Here is a 16,108-nt window from a genome sequence, read left to right as displayed (position 1 = left end):
TTGATTATATTTTACCAATCCTCTTCGATAAGTTAACATTACAGCAGCTTCAGTACAAAATGGAATGAAAAAGCTAACTATGTATAAAGCAAAGATTTCATTACCAACATTCTCGAATCTAACGCATGCAATAATTATAAGTATTTTTGTTATTTGCAAAATCGTTAAAATTTCATATATAAAATAGAAAAAATTCGCAGTATTCTAATTTATTAGTAATAATTAGTTTATTTATAGAAAAACAAAGAATCAAAAATAGAGAGTATTTTACTGCTCTCTATTTTTGATATTAAGTTTATAAATTTTAATATTAATATTGCTTTTTAGCAATGGCTATGATTGAACCGATGAATGAAAGCAATAGTAAAAGAGGGGGTATACATACACCAATAGTGTATAACACCATAGTTGCTTTATTTCATTCAGAAATTCTAACTGCATCTACAATGCACATAACAAATAATGAAAACGCCATAGCTGCAGCAGGTAATAGAGTTAAGGTTACATTAGCTTTCATAATGATAATCGGTAACTGACCTCCAGAACTATTGGTATCACTGAATAGAACGGCAGCAAAAGTAGATATTAATCCATATGCTATAAAAAATACCATTGTTAAAATGGATAAAACTAATATTGGAATTGATAAAAAATTCTTCTGCATATTGAAGTAACCCTTTTTATAAAGTTTGTTTAAATAGAAACTTTTAGATTTAGAAGGAGTAAAACTAATTATTTATTATTGAATCACTTAAAACATTGAACTAAATTACATACATCTATCCTTAAATATATAAATATTGAATTTAATAATCATACATAACGAAAAGAAATTACTGATTATTGTACATTAGAAGTAACTTTTCGAAACATTACATTATTGAATTTATAATGAAGTTATTATTTTTTAATTACTGTGATTGTTAGATAACACTACCATCATAAAAACGAATCAATAAAATATTAAAAAGAACAAATGGTAATTTATTGTAAGTAATAAACTAGAAAAATCTTGGTAATATGATAGATATTAGAATATTATTTTTAATTGTTTTATTCCTCCCACTACTTATTCTAAAAAAAAAAAAAAAGCAAAGAGAAAGTTAAAAAACTTTGATTTAATGTGAAAAAATGTGAAAAATTTACACTTTTTGCTATGAATTACATAAATTTGAATCAATTCCTTAGTTTTTAATGTGGATTTTCTAATTTTGAAAACAGTTAGATTAAAAATAGAGAACTTTTGTATTATTCTCTATTTTTCTATTTGATTTTATAAATTTAATATTAGTATAATTTTTTGTGAATAGCCATACCTGCTGCAATTAAAGTACAAATTGGGACGAAAAATCCAACGATATATAAAGCCATAATTGTTTTATTTTCATCCTTAATTCTAACAGCAGCAATGATTTGCATAATAAATAAAGCTAAACCAATTGCGCTCATTAAAAGTGAAACAAGGATCACACCTACACTGGCACCAACAAATCCAACAGTGGCTGGATCTTCAAGGCCAGCACCAGTTGATGAAGCTGTAGCTACAGCTACACCTGCTGATACAAGTAATCCCATTAAAACAAAGATTAAAATTTGAAATAAAATTGATAATACTAATATAGGTACTGATAAAAATTTCTTTTGCATATTTTTTAATCCTTTTGTGTAATTTTTAAATTTAAATATTAACATTTAGAAAGAATGAAATTATTTTAGCTCAATTGATTACTTGTGAAACTTAGAAAAATATTTATATTCAATTAGTTGAGATTAACTTTAATAATTAATAATTGTTAGATTAATTAATTAGATGTGCGTTTGATGAAAATCAGTTTTTTTAAATCTAAACAAAATGAATAATTGAGTTGTGGAGAATGGAATGTTATATTCTTGTGTATTTTTTGGTCTTATGATCTAAATAATTTCACACTTTCTAACCCTTATTTTAAAAAAAAAAAAAAAAATGGAAAGAAAAACATAAAAACTTCAATTCAGTGTGAAAAATTTACATATTTAATTGTAATTTAGATAAATTTTGGAATAAAAAAACATCAAGCATAAGCTTGATGAGTTGAATAAATACTATACTAATTTGTCGAAAATATCTTCACCTGTTTCAGTAACAATATCAACACCAAAGTTTCTAGCAACGATGTTTCCTGTTGTTCCTAACCCTTCAAGGGCTGGTAACACTTTTGGTGATTTGAATGATTTAGAGTAAACTGTAAGTGGTAAGTATTCTCTTGTGTGGTTGAACCCAGGGTAAAGAGGGTCGTTTCCGTGGTCACTTGTCATGATTAATAAATCATCTTCTTTAAGAACGTTGATTAATTTTCCTAATTTAACGTCTAAGTCAGCAATGTTTTGTGCGTATCCACGAACATTTCTTCTGTGTCCAAAGTGTGAGTCGAATTGAACTAAGTTTGTGAAGATAAATTGATTTTCTCCATCTTGCATAGCTAATTCAATTGTAGCATCCATTCCTTTTTCATCTGAACCAGATGGAATGTGTCTTGAGATACCTTGTCCAACGAAAATGTCGTTAATTTTACCGATAGAAATAACTTCAACACCTGCTTTTTGTAATTCATTTAAAATCATTTCACGTGGTTGGTTTGCGTAGTCATGTCTGTTGAATGTTCTTGTGTAGTTACCCTCTTCTCCAATGTATGGACGAGCAATAATTCTACCTACGTTTCATTCTGGACGTGATGAACAAATTTCACGTGCAGCTTTTGCATATTTGTATAAGTTATCTAAACCTGTTCATTCTTCATGAGCACAAATTTGAAGAACTGAGTCATTTGATGTATAAACAATGATTGCTCCACGTTCTTTTTCTTCATGTGCTAATTCGTTAATAATATCTGTTCCTGATGCAGCTTTGTTTCCAACAATTGGACGTCCATCAAATGCTTTTGATAATTCGTCGATTAATTCTTGTGGGAATCCGTTTTCTGCAAATGTAGGAAATGGAACTAATGTTTTAATTCCCATCATTTCTCAGTGCCCTGCTAATGTATCTTTAGCATTTGAAACTTCTTGGATTTTAGCAACATAACCTATTTGGTTTTTTTGTCTGTAGTCACCATTTAAGTCTGTAATGTTTCCGATACCTAATTTTCTTCAAGTGTCAATTTTGAATTCATCAACCATTGATGCAGATCTAATTGAGTTTGCACCATCATCTCCAAAACGTTTTTGATCTTTATCTGGTCCAATTCCTAAACCATCTGTAACAATCATAAAAACACGTTTAAATTTAGCCATATTTAATCTCCTTATATAAAAAACTGTAATAATGAAATATGCTTATATTTTATTCCTTTTTTAATTTTATTTATCTATTTTATTTTACTTAAATCATATTTTTAATATTAGCAATCAAAACTTTAATTTATTTAAATTAAATTTCAAATAATATACAATTTAAAATTATGTTAAAAAAGAAAAATAAATTATTTTTATCATTATTAGCAACTCCAGTTGTTGCTTTTCCTATTGTTGCATCAGTTTCTTGTGGTTCAGTAGATGACTTCGAATATCAAGTTTCTAGATTTGATGAACTTGCAAAATATCTTGAAAATAAAGTGAATAATGAAAACCAAACTGAGTTATTCTACTTATTAAAAGCTGTGCAAAATGCAAATGATTCATATAAAGTTGTTAAAGAAAGATTAGCTAAAAAAAGAGATGAGGGTGAAACATTTGCTGCTATTGAATATGAAAAATGAACAGCTACAATTAAAGCCAAAATTAATCAAGTTAATACACAAGCAGATCTTTTTAGAAAGGTACCAACTTTAGCAAGATCTGATGAGTTTCCTGTTCTAGGACTTTATTTATATATTTACGGTATAAATCCAAGAGAATGAAACTATGTTACTGAAGTTAGTGATTTAATAAATGAATATGTAAATACAAATATTGAAAGTTCAAAATCAACAGAGTTAATCAATAACATTGCAAATAACCTTTATGTTGTTTCTAAATTTTTAAATAATCAAGAGAACATTGATGCAGTTTTCGCTAATAATCCTGAAAACAAAGCTCAATTTGATCGAATTAATGAAGAAATTAAGCAAAAGAAATATTCACACAAAATTCTTAAAGACTTACAAAAGAAAGATGAACAAGAAAAATTTAATGAATACAACAATATGTTGTTAAATCAAGCTAATTTATATTCAGCTTCATTAATTAATAATCCAAAAGAAGCTGAATATGCACCTATTGTTGAAAAGATTAAATTCATTCTGAACTACAACTTAAATATGATTTCAGTTGTAAATTATTTAATTAATGATATTGTTAGAAAAATTTATTCTTCATTCTACAAGACATATGAATTCAATGAGTTGTTAAATGGTGAACATACAAATATGATCAAGGATAACATCATCAAAAAACCTTTAGATAAATATAGGGAAATGAGTGTTCAATTATCTAAGGTGTCACTTAAAGAGATTGATTTAACTCCATACTATGATGGTAGAATTGATTTTCAAACTAATGAATATGTTCGTCAAATAGATAATTACTTAGATAACAAAATCAATGAATTAGTTGCAAAAAGAAAAGAAGAAGAACGTAAAAAGCAACAAGCTGCAAACTCATCTTCAAACCAAATAACTGCTCCATCAAATTAATAATAATTTAAAGTCCTGCACAATTTTATTGCGCAGGTTTTTTTATTAAAAATTAAAAAATACCATCTTAAACCCGAGTTTCCAAGTTTGAAGGTCTAAAAAACGAATATGCCTATAAATAAGACATATTCGTTTTTTTATGTTTCAAAATTACACACATAAAATTAACCAATGCATGCTATAAAATCTCTATAAATTTTGATATTTTCCTGATGATGTGGATCTAAATCATTAATTATTTCTTGAACGATTTGACCATTCACTTCTTTTCTAGTGATTGTCATCATTCTTAATGAATCAACTAATAAATCAATTGATATTCTCTGAATTTCGCCGTTGTTTTCGTAATATTTTTTCAACTTGTAAAGACAGTATTTAATAGTAACTAATGCTAAAAAACATAATAAAACATGAGCTAAAATATGATTTTCTTTATGAACATATACCGGTCTAATTTGTAAGGCAGATTTTAACATTCTAAAATTGTCTTCAACTTTTCACTGTTGCTTGTAAATCTCGTTTGCTTTTTCAGCTGTTAAGTCCATAATGTTGGTTTCAATCATATAAAAACCATCTTGATCAGCTATTTTTCTGATCTTTTCATAATTTAATTTGGCTGTTGTTTTTCCTTCAACATCCATATATTTTTTCTTATATTCAGGAACAAGATCACTTAAGCAAATTTCACGATTTGTTGATTTTTTGTCTATTTTTGTTAAGAAATTTAATCTTTTAAGTTTATCAAGTGTTTGTTTCGCAGGGCTAAAGTAAACAATTTGCTTTCTCATTTGTCCATTAAATCTCTTCTTATTTCAAATCGAATCAACGTATCTTTCTTTTGAAAAGATTTGATTGTCAAACATATAGTCTTTGTCTTTCACAATAAATCTTCTGCTTTCTTCATTTAATGTGTCAATTCTTTTTTGGAAAATATATCTAAAACCTTTTTGTTCTAAAAAACGTAAGTTAGCATTGTTATTTATACCTCTATCAGCAACAATTACTGGATTCGAAATACCATAAAGTTTTTTCATTTCTACAAGAAAATCAATCATTGTTTTGCAATCTGCTGTGTTTCCTGGGAAAACTTTATAGTGAAGGGGAATACCATTACTATCAACTGCCATAGCAATTACAATTTGGTCTTCATCATGCTTGCCGTCTTTTGAAAATCCTCTTTGTCTAACTCCCTCCCTTGTAAAACTTTCAAAATAAACAGTTGTGTTGTCAAAGTGCATAATATTGTTTTTTCTATTGGTTAATTCATTCATTTTGTTAAATAAATTTTTCAAAATTGCGTTTTTATTCTCCAAAACAGTGTCAAGATAGTTGTAAATTGAAGATTTTTGTACATCAACTTTGTTGATGAAGTCATTCTTGTTTTTAAACTGTGAAGAATAACTTCTTGGCAAAATGATGCGAGTCCCAATAACAAATTCAAGAACTTCTTCCAATGATTTATTTCTGTTTTCCGTTAAAACGCTAAATAAATCCAGTTCCTTAATCACTTTGTAAATCAAATCAATACCAATATTTTGAACACTTGTTTTTACAGAAGTTGGAGCTAATAGTTCAAAAAAATGTGCTTTAGCATCTTTTTTGTCTAGATTAACATCAATTTTAGCTGCAATCGGTCTTATATCCTCAATTTTTGATAAATTGTATTTTTCTTTTAAGTCTTCTCAATAACCTAAACCTACTTGGCTTCCATAACCTTTTTTAAAACCTTTTGAAATTGCTAAGACTAAATAGTATTTTCCGTTTTGTTTTTTTCTGCATAAGTTGTATTTCATACTCTTTATTATACCATTTTATGTGTGTAATGTAAGTAAAAAAATAAAATTTCTTTTCCTTCATATATCTATAGATATATGGATTAAAAAACGACCCTTAAAAAAGGTCAAACTTGGAAACTCGGGAAGAACGTAAAAAGCAACAAGCTGCAAACTCATCTTCAAACCAAATAACTGCTCCATCAAATTAATAATAATTTAAAGTCCTGCACAATTTTATTGCGCAGGTTTTTTTATTAAAAATTAAAAAATACCATCTTAAACTTTCTTTTTCAAACTTTTTAAAATAGTTATTTATGATTCATTTAAAGCAAGTTAAATTCATTGAGAAAAATCGGACAAATTATCAGAGTTTTTTCAACTTTTTCATGAAAATCACAACTTATTATTAAGCTGAATATTTTTTTCTCAAAATTCATCCCACTAATTGTTTAAATATTTGCAAATTTTGACTAATTTTCATCAATTTTGTCTCAATTAATTTAATCTATTAAATTAGTAAAAAATAGAAAAAGTGCATTTTTTCCATAAAAACTATCAAAAATTCAAAAAATAAGATTTTGAGTAAGTCTGATTTTTTGAATTTTTCACATTTATGAAAAATCTAAAAAATTTTGCTAAAAAAATAAATATTTTTTAAATGCTTGTCTAATTTGGTGTAGAATTATGGTGGATAGTGGGAGGAAGTGGTAAATATGTACGGCGAATACTCAAGAAACATAGATGATAAGAACCGTGTGGTCATTCCACCGGTCTTCAGAGATGAACTCGGTTCGAAAGTTTTTGTTACCATCGGTTTTGATGGTAATGCTGAAATTAGATCAATCGAAGAATACAAAGCTTACATCAGAATGATTGAAGAAAATAATCGTTTTGATAGAAATGCACGTATTCTCGCAAGATACATTTTAGGAAACACTTACGAAATCGACCTTGATAATCAAAACCGTATCTCATTACCAAAAATTATCATTGACAAACTATCCATCAAAAAAGAAGTTATTTTCATTGGTGTAGGTTCAATTGCTGAACTATGATCAAAAGAAAAATACGATGAATTCAACAATCAATACTCTCTTGATGATATAGCAAATATCGCTCAAACTCTTTCAGGTCATGGAACAAAGTAAATTACATTATTCAGTTCTATTAAACGAAACAGTAGATTCACTGGACATAAAACCAGATGGAATTTATGTTGATTTAACTGTAGGAATGGGTGGTCACTCATCAGAGATATTAAAAAAACTAACAACAGGTCACTTATATGCTTTTGATAAAGATGATTATGCTTTAGAACAATCAAAAGCAAGACTTGAAAAAATAAGTAATAATTTCACACTTATTAAAAGCGACTTTAAAGATTTTGTTTCAAAATTACATGAACAAAATATCTTTAAAGTCAATGGGATTATTGCTGACTTAGGAATTTCATCACCACAAATTGATCAAGCAGAACGTGGATTCTCATATAACAAGGACGCAAAACTTGATATGCGTATGAATCAAGCGCAAGAACTTGATGCTTATTATGTAGTTAACTACTATGATGAAGATAAATTGGCTGATATATTATGAAAATACGCTGATGTAAAACTTAATAAAAAAGTTGCGAAGGCCATTTGTAATAATCGTCCAATTAATACTACATTAGAGTTAGTTAATGTCATAAAAAGTGCATATCCAGCTGCATTACTTAGAGAAAAAAATCCAGCTAAAGCAATTTTTCAAGCAATCAGAATTGAAGTTAACAATGAACTTGATTCATTAAAACAATTACTTGAAAATGCACTTGGTATGTTAGGTTCAAACGGAACTTTAAGCATTATTACATTCCATTCTATCGAAGATAAAATGGTAAAAAACGCATTTGCAGAAGTTACCAAATCTAAAATACCATCAAAAATGCCAATTCAAGAACAAAAAGAATTTATAACTAAATCAATCAAAGCTTCTAAGCAAGAAATTGAAGAAAACAATAGATCAAGAAGTGCAAAACTAAGAATTATTAAAAAATTAAAATAAAGGAGTAATTATGAGCAAGTACATAGCAAACTATCATATAACAGATACAAATGCAGAATTTGTACTTGTTAAATATCAAAATGATAATTACTTCAATGTTTTAAGTCGTACTTCAGAATATAACTCATTTGACATTATAACTTTTGACGCGTGATATCAGCAAGCTGCTGTAGCAACAAAAACAGTTGTAAATGATAGTGAGCTAGAGTTAAATGTAATTTTCGATGACAATTTATTTGAAAACTTATCATTTTCAAGATTTATCAACCAATTAGATAATAACAAGAATCTAATTAACTCTTCAGAGGTTGAGAAATCACTTGAAAACTTAATGCAAAAACACATTAAATTCTCAAACTTAGAGAATTTCATCTCTTCACCAACAATTAACTGAACAACAGTTAAAGGTGATATTAGCAAAGAATATGCAAATGTACCTACAGATAGAGAGTTCACAAAAATTAGTCAAGTATTTTCATTATTTGACACAGGTTTAGATAGAACAAACTTAGAAACATTAAAAGAAATGTTCACTAAACCTTATTCAGAAACAAACTTAAGAGTTACTTTCTATCTTAAGTCACAATTAGTTGCAAGTAAAATTACAGATACAGCTGTTCAAAGCATTGCTGTAGACTTAAACAAAAATTATTTATCACTTTTTGTAGTTAAAAATGGAAAAATTTTCAACTACAAAAAATATGACAATATTTCATTAAATTACTTAGTTAATAAATTAGCAAATCATCTTAAGGTAAATAATCAACTAGTTGCCAATATGATTGATTACCACACAAGATTAGATGAATTTTCAAATGGATTTGATGAAGATGCTGAAGTTTACAAATTTGTTGTAGCAAAATACAATGAATTTAAAAAACACTTATCAAACTTAGTTTTAGATTTTTACAATCTAAATAGAAAACATTTAGATTTACCAAACTTAAAAAGCTTAATTGTAAATTCAGAAAATGAATTTATCGCAAATGATTTAAAAGAATCATTTAGCAACAATTTCAATCAGCTACGTGTTCAAAATTTATTAGCTGACAACGCTTTTACTTTATTTGTTTTAGAAAACAAATTAATTCAGCAAGCTATTTTACAAAGTAACAATATGCTTATTGAAAAAGATCAAAACAACACTATTATTAGTAGAATAGATTATTCAAGATCAAAAAGAAATATCTTTGCAAGAATTTTTACAAACCTTTTTAACCATAAATAAGGAGTTAAAAAATGGATCAATTAACCCAAAATAGTCAATATAAAAAATGAGAGAACTTTAAAATCACCATCATTGGCGTTGGTGGTGCAGGAAATAATGCAGTAAATATGATGATTGATGAAAATTTGCCAAACATCAATTACATAGCTGCAAATACAGATTCTCAAGCATTAGAACACAGTAAATGTGAAAATAAACTAACTCTTGGAAAAAGTAACAATGGTTTTGGTGCCGGTTCAAATCCAGAACTTGGATTAGAACTTGCTAAAGAAAGTATTGAAGATATTAAAGAAAAATTAAGCGGTTCAAAAATTGTAATAGTAACTGCTGGATTTGGTGGAGGAACAGGTACTGGAGCAGCACCATTAATTGCCCAAATTGCCAAGGAGCAAGGTGCATTAGTATTAGGTATTGTTTCTACACCATTCACATATGAAGGTAAAGCAAGAAATAAAATAGCTACAAATGGTATTGAAAATCTTAAACAAAATACAGACGCATATTTAGTTTTATCAAACCAAAAAATTTCAGAATTGAACCCATCAGTTCCGAGTGCAGACTTATACAGATTAGCTAACGTAAGTTTAAAAAATATTGTAGTTGCAATTAATGACATTTTAAACAAAGTAGGATTTATCAACATTGACTTTGCTGATTTTAAAAATGCATTGACAAATTCAGGTAAATCAATCATCAACGTCACACAAGGTTCAGGAGAATCAAAAGTTTCAAAAGCACTTAACAAGCTTTTTGAACCAAACTATTATGATTATCCATTATTTGCACCTTCGAGATTATTAATTAACTTGCAATATGACCAAAATACGACATCAGCTCAAATTCAAGAAGCAATCATGGGTGTTTACAAAAAACTAAACATCGATGAAGCTAATGAATCAGAAGCTATCAAAATAGGTCAAGAAATTATCAATACACCACACAATGCAGGATTTTTCAAAATCACTGTAATTGGTTCAGGTGAAGATGAGCAAGTTGACAAAAACATCTATGTGCAAGAAGAAAAGGTTGAAGTTATAGAACAAATCAATGAGCTAGAAGACATCAAACAAGACACAATTATTCTTGAAGATGTCCAAAGTATTATTGAACAAGAAATCAAGTTACAAACTCAAGATACAGAAATTCTTAAAGTTGAAGAAGATGCTGCAGATGCATCAAAAGAAAATCCTTCTATAGAATTATTAAACTACTTCAATATTCCAAACGAAAACGAAGTAGATGATTCAAAAACAAAGGTATGATTTAATTAAAATAATCGATGTCTTTGAAGAATATTTTAATCACAAAATTATGCTAATTTTTCACAGTTCTAAAGAACTGTTTTTTTATGCAGTTTTTGCAATTGCATAATTTAAAATTAGCTAATTTAGCTAATATCAAAATCAAAAATTAATTTGTCAATTAACTAAAACTACTTTCTGCAATGCTTATTTAACTAGTTTAAAAATTTTATTTTTAAAAAAAACAATTTAAAATTATATAAATTAAAAAAGTAAATATACAAAAGGAGTCAATATGGATAAGAAAACTAAAGAAAAAAGAAAATTCATTGACTTAGTTGAATTTAGAAAAAATGAGATAAATAACGCTCGTGTTAAAGCGCAAGCAGAAAAAGAAGCATTAGAACACAAAAAATCACAAAAAGCTCTTCCTTGATACAAAAAAGATTTAACTTTTAACATTCTTGGAATAGTTTTCACATTACTTGTAATGGTGCTAATCATCCTAATCGCATATTTTGTTAAAGGTGCATAATGAATGTTGTTGCAATCATTTCATTAGTTATAGGTTGCTTAACTTTTATAGCAATACTAGGGCTTTTAGGTTACTTCTTAAAACCAATGATTTCTACATTTGTTGGAAATAAAATCAGAAAATCAAAATATGAAAAATTAGGAAAAAGTAGTCAAATTCGTTTAATTAACCAATTAAGAGAAACAGTTGATTACTTATCAAAAAACAAAATTGGTGCCCTTATTACGATTGAAAACAATGACAACATTGATAACTTAAGAACCGATGGTGTTGTTGTTAACGCAAACATTTCGAGCAGTTTGCTTATTTCGATTTTTAATAAAACATCTCCATTGCACGATGGTGCTGTGGTTATTAGAGATAACAAAATCTACTATGCAGCTACATTTTACAAAATCACAAAAAGAAGTTTTGAAGCTAATTATGGCTCAAGACATAGAGCTGCTTTGGGAATTTCTGAACAATCAGATGCAACTACAATTGTAGTTTCAGAAGAAAATGGACAAATTAAAATCATCAAAAACGGAGCAATGATAGATACTGAATTAGATCATTTCCAAGAAGATTTAATTAAGTACTTAAGTGAGTAATATGAACTTCACAGAAGAACAAAAATTAGAGTTAATACAAAATTTAAGAACTCTCATTGCTGCTAAAAAAATTAAAGACGTTAGATTGTTGCTTGAAAAATATCCTCTTGCAGACTTTGCTGAAGCACTTGGTGAATTAACAATCAATGAGCAACTTTACATTTTAAGGGTGCTTAAAACCGAAGATGCTGCTGACGTTTTTGCTTATTTAGATGATGATACAAAAGTTAATTTAGCTCAATCATTCACTCAAGATTGAGGTATGGAAGTTTTACAAGAACTTCAAACTGATGAGTTAGCCGACGTTCTTGAAGAATTACCAGCTAACATTACAAAATACATTTTGTCTAAAACAGATTCAGAAAAAAGACAAAAATTAAATAACATTTTATCTTACGATGACGATAGCATCGGAAGTATTATGAGCGTTGATATGTCTGTTCTTAAATCTGATTGAACAGTTAAAAAAGCTATTTCAAAAATCAAAAAAGACTATAGAAGCAACATTGAACTTACACACAACTTCTATGTTGTAGATGACCAAAAGAAATTACTTGGAGACATCACACTTGAAGAATTAGTCTTTGCAGATGATGAAAAAGAAACATTAGATGAACTTTACAACGTTGTTACAACAGTTCATCCAAATGATAAAAAAGAAAATGCAGCTAACATATTTGCTGACCACGATAGATCAACGCTTCCAGTAACTACAGCTGATGGATACCTTATCGGTATGATTACAGCTGACGATGTTATTGATGTTATTCAAGATTCAGCAACAGAGGATATGTATAAGCTTGCCGGGATTAACCCTGAAGCTGCTGAAGAAAGTTATCTTAAAACAACAATTATGCAAATTGTTAAATCTCGTGTTTTATGATTAATTATCTTAATGATTTCAGCTACTTTATCTCAATTTATTATTCAAAAATTCACTGACGTTTCAGAAGGATTTGTTAACGGAATTAATGTTGCAATTTCTTCTGCTATCTTAGTTGGACTTATTCCGATTATTTCAGGGGCTGCTGGAAACGCAGGTTCTCAATCTTCCACAACAATTACTCGTGCAGCATCTTTAGGTGAAATTGGAACTAAAGATATGTGAAAAGTAGTTGGTCGTGAAGTATCCATTGGTGCTATTATTGGGGCGATTATGTTCGTAGTCAATGTAGCCAGACTTTATATTTACTTTGCAATTCCATCATTTAGAGAAAGTGATGGTAAAACAGCAAGTTGAGGTGTTCTTTCATTTGTTATTTTAGCAAGTTCATTATCACTATTTTTTGTAGTTATATTTGCTAAATTCTTAGGAACAATTATTCCTCTTGTAGCTATTAAATTTAAAAAAGACCCAGCTGTTATGTCTGCTCCAATTTTGGCAACATTATCAGATGCTTTATCAACATTGATTTTCTTCGGTCTTAACATTTTAGTTCTTTTCATAGCACACAGTGCTCATTGAATTTAAGGAGAATTTATGCAACACGAAACAATTGATATTGAAAAAATCGTTTTATTAGCAGAAAACTATGTTAATGCTAAAAAAGAAGCAAATGAAAACTTAAAATTAATCAAAGAAGAACTAAAGGATGTAGGCATTGAAATTTCAAGAACACTATCAACTGGTGGAAAAATTTCATACGTACTATATCAACCTGCTAATTCATTTGATTACAGAGGATATGGAAACTTCTTACATCAATCGATGTTAGAAGGAAGAACTTTTACACCTGAAGAATTAGATGATTTAATCAAAGAATACGTAGTAGCAAAAGAACCTAAATGAAAATTAAAAATAACTACAAAATAGAAAGGAGATGTTATGCCTGATAATAAATTAAATATAGCAATTTGAGTTATCCTTGGTGTTGTTTTACTTGCTTTAGCATCATACATCTTATACCAGTTTATTAAGGATAAAATTGCAAAGAAAAAACAAAGACAAGCGCACTTTGAATTTACACAAGAAGCAATCGTGTATGTTTATGAACTTAACGTTATGGTTAACAAATTAATCAAACTTAACAAAGTAAAACACGATGAATTTGTACCATCAATTGGTGAATACACAATGTCAGAAATTAACAATAACACTAGAAATATTCTTGTTAAAGTGTTTAAATCACCTGAATTTAGAGAATTCTTATTCAAAAACCCTGCTCACGAAATTTTTATTAAAAACTTAGAACAACTTAGAGATTGCAACTCAAACTTGTGAGCTAAAAAAATCCCTAACGTTTTAGAATACTTTAATACAAACCAAGAAAAAGCTTTTGCAGAAGTTAAAAAATACAATGAAGCTTCAATTAATCAAATTTATAAAGAAGAAGCTGAATTACACAGTAAAATGGAGGAGATTTTTAAAAATGAGTTCAACAAAGGAAAAGAAAATTAAAAAAGTAAAAGTTGTAAAAGAAAAGAAAAAAATCAGTTTACCAAACTTACTTACATTAATCAGAATCATTTTAGTTGTTCCAATGCTTCTATTAATGTCAATTAGTATTTTATTAATTTACTTAGGAACTGACCAAGCTGGTGCATCATATTTTAAATTAGAAACTTTACCAAATTTAGGCAGCGTTCTAGGATACAAAATTGCACTTACAATTATTAATTTATTAATCCTTGCAATTTTTATTGGAGCTATGGTTACAGACTACTTTGATGGAGCAATTGCAAGAAAACGTAATTTAGTATCTGTGTTTGGAAAAGTTTGAGATCCAATTGCAGATAAACTAATGGTTAACTTAACACTTGTTTATTTAGCCGTAATTAATGTTTTACCTTTCTGATCTATGGCACTTTTCTTATTAAGAGATATTATTGTAGATGGTGTTAGAGTATTTTTAGCATCAAAAGGATATGATGTATCAGCAGGTAAATGAGGAAAAATTAAAACATTTGTTTTAGCTATAGGACTTACAATCACATTAACTGTTACAGTTGGATTGCATTATGCAACATTAAATGCAACATCACACCAACAAATTGTTAGATACATTTTAAACATCACAATTTACGTAGCTTTAGTATTTGGAATTCTTTCAGGAATTTTCTATGTAAGAAAAGCATTTAAAGCTGTTAAATTAGTTACAACAACAGAAACAGTTACAACTACACAAACAAAAGTGGTTGAAGAAAAACAAGCAGAACAAATTGAAAAATCAAAAAAAGAAGTAAATAAACAATAATTTAATTTAAATAAGCTCAAATCAAATATCAGTTAACATATCAAGGATTTACAGTGGAATTTATATTAACAAAGAAGTTTTTATGAGAACTATTTGTTGCAGAGTTTTTAGCAGTTACATTTTTATCAACTATGTCACTGCTACTAACTTATGTAGGCAAAAAATATGCTAAATTAAAATTTATATTTCCATTTACATATGGTTTAGCTACATTTACTGCAGGATTGCTTTCATACTTTATTCTCAGAGGACTTGTTTACCAATTTGAAAATGATTTATACAATGACATTAGTAAAAAAGTTCCTCCTGTTATAAACCCAGTTGTATCTCTTTTTTATGTTTTTATTTACTTATTTAACAAAAACTTAAATAATCAAACAATATTATTCCTCAACTTATTCTTGTTATTTTTAGCACACGTACTTGCTTCGATAGTTTCAGGAAACATCTGAGGCTTAATATCAAGAAAATATAAGAAACTTCAAGTTTCGAATATGAATAAGACTTCAATCAAGACTTATTCAACTTTCAAAGATGTAACACAAATCATTATATTTGCATCAATCTTATTTACTATTCAACATACAATAACAGAAAACTTAAGCTCATATGTTATGGCTGATACAATAGCTGGATTAACAACTTATGTAGCACTTTTAGCTTTTACACTAGTGTTTAAAGAATTTTCATTCCCAACAAACATCTATGTTTGTGTCGGTTCATTCTTTACTTCATTGCACACAAACAAAAAGATTTGGTATAAAAACTTATTGTATACAGGAATAGTCGCTTCAACATATGTTCTTATTTCAATGATACTTTCAGGAATATATGCAATCGCAAAATAAAAATA

General features: G+C 28.0%; 16 protein-coding genes. 13 read left to right on the top strand and 3 right to left on the bottom strand.

Going from position 1 to position 16,108, the window contains the following annotated elements; translation table 4 throughout:
* Positions 1-335: 335 nt before the first annotated feature.
* Positions 336-674: a hypothetical protein gene (locus tag VBM89_RS01580; RefSeq protein WP_323188562.1), complete on the top strand. Its 339-nt coding sequence runs from the start codon at positions 336-338 to the stop codon at positions 672-674.
* A gap of 613 nt (positions 675-1,287) precedes the next feature.
* Here the strand turns inward: VBM89_RS01580 and VBM89_RS01575 are convergent.
* Both VBM89_RS01575 and VBM89_RS01570 read right to left on the bottom strand, forming a co-directional pair.
* Positions 1,288-1,647, bottom strand: a complete 360-nt coding sequence (locus tag VBM89_RS01575; RefSeq protein WP_323188561.1) for a hypothetical protein — start codon at positions 1,645-1,647, stop codon at positions 1,288-1,290.
* A gap of 435 nt (positions 1,648-2,082) precedes the next feature.
* A complete protein-coding gene (locus VBM89_RS01570) occupies positions 2,083-3,270 on the bottom strand; it encodes a phosphopentomutase (RefSeq protein WP_323188560.1) in 1,188 nt (395 codons plus the stop codon).
* Positions 3,271-3,437: 167 nt separating this feature from the next.
* On the opposite strand from VBM89_RS01570, the gene VBM89_RS01565 reads away from it, so the two are divergent.
* Complete coding sequence (locus VBM89_RS01565) at positions 3,438-4,649, top strand: hypothetical protein (protein ID WP_323188559.1); 1,212 nt, start codon at positions 3,438-3,440, stop codon at positions 4,647-4,649.
* Positions 4,650-4,813: 164 nt separating this feature from the next.
* On the opposite strand, the gene VBM89_RS01560 is transcribed toward VBM89_RS01565, so the two are convergent.
* Positions 4,814-6,442, bottom strand: coding sequence for an IS1634 family transposase (locus tag VBM89_RS01560; protein WP_323188558.1), 1,629 nt, complete (start codon positions 6,440-6,442; stop codon positions 4,814-4,816).
* Positions 6,443-7,137: 695 nt separating this feature from the next.
* On the opposite strand from VBM89_RS01560, the gene VBM89_RS01555 reads away from it, so the two are divergent.
* The 11 genes from VBM89_RS01555 to VBM89_RS01505 all read left to right on the top strand — a co-directional run bounded on the left by VBM89_RS01555 (position 7,138) and on the right by VBM89_RS01505 (position 16,103).
* The gene (locus VBM89_RS01555; RefSeq protein WP_257089633.1) at positions 7,138-7,572 is read left to right on the top strand and encodes a division/cell wall cluster transcriptional repressor MraZ; all 435 of its coding nucleotides are present in this window, start codon (positions 7,138-7,140) and stop codon (positions 7,570-7,572) included.
* Positions 7,559-8,467, top strand: a complete 909-nt coding sequence (gene rsmH / locus VBM89_RS01550; protein ID WP_323188557.1) for a 16S rRNA (cytosine(1402)-N(4))-methyltransferase RsmH — start codon at positions 7,559-7,561, stop codon at positions 8,465-8,467. The genes VBM89_RS01555 and rsmH overlap by 14 nt, the downstream gene beginning before the upstream one ends.
* 10 nt (positions 8,468-8,477) lie before the next feature.
* Positions 8,478-9,695 (top strand): MAG3720 family protein, encoded by a 1,218-nt coding sequence (locus VBM89_RS01545; protein ID WP_323188556.1) that lies wholly within the window; start codon positions 8,478-8,480, stop codon positions 9,693-9,695.
* An 11-nt stretch (positions 9,696-9,706) separates the two neighbouring features.
* Positions 9,707-10,966 (top strand): cell division protein FtsZ, encoded by a 1,260-nt coding sequence (locus tag VBM89_RS01540; protein WP_323188555.1) that lies wholly within the window; start codon positions 9,707-9,709, stop codon positions 10,964-10,966.
* Positions 10,967-11,231: 265 nt separating this feature from the next.
* Positions 11,232-11,471 (top strand): hypothetical protein, encoded by a 240-nt coding sequence (locus tag VBM89_RS01535; RefSeq protein WP_323176435.1) that lies wholly within the window; start codon positions 11,232-11,234, stop codon positions 11,469-11,471.
* Positions 11,471-12,061: a diadenylate cyclase gene (locus VBM89_RS01530; RefSeq protein ID WP_257089643.1), complete on the top strand. Its 591-nt coding sequence runs from the start codon at positions 11,471-11,473 to the stop codon at positions 12,059-12,061. The genes VBM89_RS01535 and VBM89_RS01530 overlap by 1 nt, the downstream gene beginning before the upstream one ends.
* Before the next feature lies 1 nt (position 12,062).
* Entirely contained in the window at positions 12,063-13,532 is a 1,470-nt protein-coding gene (gene mgtE, locus VBM89_RS01525; protein ID WP_323188554.1) for a magnesium transporter, read from the top strand.
* 9 nt (positions 13,533-13,541) lie between these two features.
* Positions 13,542-13,874 carry a hypothetical protein gene (locus VBM89_RS01520; RefSeq protein WP_323188553.1) on the top strand — a complete coding sequence of 111 codons (333 nt, stop codon included), beginning with the start codon at positions 13,542-13,544 and terminating at the stop codon, positions 13,872-13,874.
* 12 nt (positions 13,875-13,886) lie between these two features.
* On the top strand, positions 13,887-14,459 hold the full coding sequence (locus VBM89_RS01515) for an MHJ_0274 family protein (RefSeq protein ID WP_323188552.1): 573 nt from the start codon (positions 13,887-13,889) through the stop codon (positions 14,457-14,459).
* Entirely contained in the window at positions 14,431-15,255 is an 825-nt protein-coding gene (gene pgsA / locus VBM89_RS01510) for a CDP-diacylglycerol--glycerol-3-phosphate 3-phosphatidyltransferase (protein WP_323188551.1), read from the top strand. Before VBM89_RS01515 ends, pgsA begins: the two co-directional genes overlap by 29 nt.
* Before the next feature lie 53 nt (positions 15,256-15,308).
* Complete coding sequence (locus VBM89_RS01505) at positions 15,309-16,103, top strand: hypothetical protein (RefSeq protein WP_323188550.1); 795 nt, start codon at positions 15,309-15,311, stop codon at positions 16,101-16,103.
* Positions 16,104-16,108 lie beyond the last annotated feature (5 nt).

Origin of the sequence: Mycoplasma sp. 1199 (genome assembly GCF_034863365.1) — a bacterium.
In the GTDB taxonomy this organism is placed as follows: domain Bacteria; phylum Bacillota_I; class Bacilli_A; order Mycoplasmatales; family Metamycoplasmataceae; genus Mycoplasmopsis.
Note: the sequence above shows the minus strand (reverse complement) of the source record. Positions and strands in the feature narration are given on the sequence as shown.